The organism is Dechloromonas denitrificans (genome assembly GCF_001551835.1).
In the GTDB taxonomy this organism is placed as follows: domain Bacteria; phylum Pseudomonadota; class Gammaproteobacteria; order Burkholderiales; family Rhodocyclaceae; genus Azonexus; species Azonexus denitrificans.
This window is the reverse complement of record NZ_LODL01000019.1, coordinates 189,855-193,283: the sequence shown is the minus strand read 5'-3', so window position 1 is coordinate 193,283 and position 3,429 is coordinate 189,855. Positions and strand designations below refer to the sequence as shown.

Here is a 3,429-nt window from a genome sequence, read left to right as displayed (position 1 = left end):
AGGATGTTCGGAGCCGACACCGGTTCGATGACGTCGCCACTGCTTAGCGCCGCGCCCGAGCCAAGTGCGGCGCTGGGTTTCTGGGCGAGGCGGCAATTTATAGCGAGTCCACTGCCAGACCGTAGTCAAGCGGTAGCCACTTCCTTGTAGGTTGCTGTTTTCATCAATTCTTGCGGGATATCCTTGCGTAAGTTGTTGCTCCATACAAACTCCCGAGGGGCCTGCTCATCAGCTTCTTCCGCTTTAGCCGCTACAGCTTTCTGCTGGCCTGGAGTCAAACTGGCGCTCGGTGCTCTCTGCAACTCATTCTCATGCTTGCTCTTGCGCAAGAAAAATCCTTCGTGCGGATAATAGCCACGGCGAATGATGTATCCACCACCTTCACGGCGTGTCGAGGTTTGGGTCAGGATGGCCGGGCTGCGCATATCGACAGCATCTCCATCCGTCATGGTTGGATAGGGAGTGCCTGTCTCAGCTTCTTTCAAAAGCCGCTCTTCCTCGGCTCTCAAAGGTTCGCCGGCATCCTTCTTCCGTTTGGCCTCTTTCGTCTTGGCTGTTATTTCAAAGACCTTCTTTTCAAACTTGTCTCTGTCGTCCTGGTCTTTCTCTAACACCTCTTCAACCTTCTTCCGCTTATCGAACTCGGTCACCTCTCCAGCCATGTAAAACCCGGCAAAGGAATCGTGTACATAGTCGTCAAAGAAGGCTTCAACCTCAGGCGGCAGGGGCTTCGGCTTATCAAAGAATGACATTGCCCAGCGCTCCCACTCATCCAGTGGTGCTCGATTATTGGCGCGAAGCAAATGCCATTGATTGACGCGTTTGCCATCTTCTGGCCCATAGACTGGTCGTTCCTCACTGTTTGGGAAAGGGTCTCGTTTGTCATCCCGGCGATGCCGGATGGCTTCCAGGTCACCCGTCAGCATGGCGTTCGCTTCCATTAAATCCTGTTGATCCTGAGCGCTCGCTGCCTGAAAACTCGCCGTTGCATCCAGTGTATTCAAGCGTGTAGCACGCCAGCGGTAAAACAGTTCCATGTGTTTTTTGAGGAGATCACCTTCTCCGTTAAGGGCTGAGGTGTAGGCTTCCCAGGCTTTTCCCAACGTCGCATCCACCTCGAAGTCCATTTGGCGACGTTGAGGCAACTCACTAAATGACACCAATGGCACGCCCGCCAACCGCGCTTCTTTGTACATATAGGCCAGCGGAATTTGTGACAGCAAAGCAGCCTGAGTTCCACGCCCCTTACCCTGGTCACCCGGTGGGTAACCGCCACCAACGTCAGAGTGAGCACCGGGGAAATAGACCCCCCTTACCGCGCCACCTTCAATTCGGGTAACCGGAAAATTCATCCGCATCTCATGTGCTGCAATGCAGTGCAGGCCTTTTTCAACACAACCGGGGATCGGATTGTCTACGTAATTCGCCCACGCCCAATGACCGTCAAAGATCGCACCGGGCAGTGGTAGCGTACGCGCCACAGAGGCTGAGCCACCGACTGAAGCCACCACATCGAATAAGCCAACAAAACGGATAGTGGCCGAAATGCCCGCCAGTTTGCCGGCTTCGAGCAATTGATCGAACAGGTGGCAAAAAGCGACTGCCTCGGCTGCACCGCGCGAGAAACCGAAAACGTATACCGTCAATGATGGAACATGGGGTTTGGGCTTGGCTTCCAGCGCTGCCTTCAGTTTCGCCAGATGTGGCGCAAACCAGTCTTTGTGCGTGACTGTCTTGTTTTGGCGGGGGCCGGAGTTCTCGATGCGGCCGACTTCGTTGTCGTAGGATTGGGCGAGGTTGCCTACCTCGGAGTTTTTGTAAAGTACATCGGCGCCATGAACTGTTGCATGTATCGCGTTCAGGACCTGAAATAGTCCCCAGATAATCCGGGGCAGCCCCCCCTTGGCAAAGGCCTTGCCCTCCTGTGATTCTGTTGGTTCGCCAATGTCGTGGAATTCCGTGCCGACGCCCTGGATGTAAAACGGGTGGTAACCGCTGGCTTGCTTATCCCAAGGAAATGCTTGGAACAAACGGGCGACATTGCTGTGGCTACACTCGTCAGGCTTGGGGTCTTTTTTGGGGATCGGCTTGGGCTTCACCGAACTCGGATCTTTGCCGGCGGCTTTGGCTTCTGCCTTGGCATTTTTTAACGCTTGTTTGGACAGCGGCACTGGCACGCGGCGTCCTTCCAAATCTCGGTACATGTTGTTATTGGTCCCATCGAAGAACAAACCAACATGTACGGGAATGCGGCAAGGTAAATCAGTAGCCGTGCAACTTAGCGCGTAGCCGCTGATTGCATCTTCCCTGGCGGAGAGCTTCAGAAACTTGGTGGCTGGGTACGGTGCTTTTTCTGGGGTGGGCTGGATGGATGGCATCGTAGCTTACTTAACGGAGTTTAAATTGATCGGCTTTACTGGTGGCGGAATCGGATGTTTTGCCCCCCATCCTCCCGTATTGGAAACCACAACCCTGACCTCGTCATTCGGGAAAAAATGCATGTAGATATCGCCCGGCTCATCGTATTTCTCGATCTCGGCAATCTTCTCTTTAATGACATCCTTTCGTCCTTCTGGCATGTTCCAGCGCACGCTAACCTTCATGCCAGGACGCCAAACCCAGGGAATGGAGGTGCAACAGATATTGGCCATGCCAGCGCCCCACGCCGACATCTGCCCCCCGCCTGCTCCATCAACCGATGCTGAGTAGATATAGCTCCCTGTGTGATTGACGATACCTACTTGGGCTGATGCTCTTTTCTCGGTTGGAAAGTCATCAGACGTGGCACAGCCAGAGATCAACAGCACAAACAATAATGCGAACAAGCATTTCATCTCAAATACTCTATATAACAACTACTTATTGAATTGCGCACTCTTGCCAAAATTCATCGGGCAAGGCGTTTAGTTCGTTCAGGTACGCTGCTCCTTGCTTGGTATGCGCCAAAAGTGCGGACATGGCAGGATGTTGAGAAAATTGCTCAACGAGACTCAGTGACAAAATGCTGAAACTCTGTCGCGCTTCCGCTCCATTGATGCCATTGGCGCTAGCGATTGCCAAGTTTTTGGATACTAGAGAATGACACTTAGCGGGACTATGGTTTTTCAGAAGATCGGCTCGAACATCGTAGATCTTGCTTATAACAGCATCGGTCTCAGCTTCTTCAACCAGTTTTGCAAAACTTGCATCATCCAAGGGCCAGTATTCGAAATTCGCCCGTCGCGGATTCGGATCACCAGCCCCTTGCCAGCAAAGCATGTTTCCCTGTCGGTCTGCGCTCATCCATGCGTAGAGCGGCGAGAGGAATTGTTTACGAATCTCGGGTTTCATTGCCGCAATTAAGCTTGGAAGAACCCGCGTATCGGCCCAGCGTACAGGCCATTGCATCGAGTCCTGGGTTTCGGCCAGCAGGTAGGGTTTGAAGTGTGT

Annotated in this window: 3 protein-coding genes; all 3 read right to left on the bottom strand. The window is 53.1% G+C overall.

Translation table 11 applies throughout. The annotated features are described in order from the left end of the window. Positions 1-125: 125 nt before the first annotated feature. Positions 126-2,378, bottom strand: a complete 2,253-nt coding sequence (locus AT959_RS08705; protein WP_083518305.1) for a T6SS phospholipase effector Tle1-like catalytic domain-containing protein — start codon at positions 2,376-2,378, stop codon at positions 126-128. A gap of 6 nt (positions 2,379-2,384) precedes the next feature. After that, a complete protein-coding gene (locus AT959_RS20485) occupies positions 2,385-2,834 on the bottom strand; it encodes a DUF3304 domain-containing protein (protein WP_083518304.1) in 450 nt (149 codons plus the stop codon). Between the two features lie 25 nt (positions 2,835-2,859). Beyond that, positions 2,860-3,429 (bottom strand): hypothetical protein (locus tag AT959_RS21090; protein WP_205629874.1); only part of this gene is annotated, 570 nt, incomplete at its 5' end.

Excerpts from the sequence above, each read along its gene's own strand:
- AT959_RS08705 (WP_083518305.1), bottom strand. The coding sequence starts at position 2,378 with ATGCCATCCATCCAGCCCACCCCAGAAAAAGCACCGTACCCAGCCACC.
- AT959_RS20485 (WP_083518304.1), bottom strand. The coding sequence starts at position 2,834 with ATGAAATGCTTGTTCGCATTATTGTTTGTGCTGTTGATCTCTGGCTGT.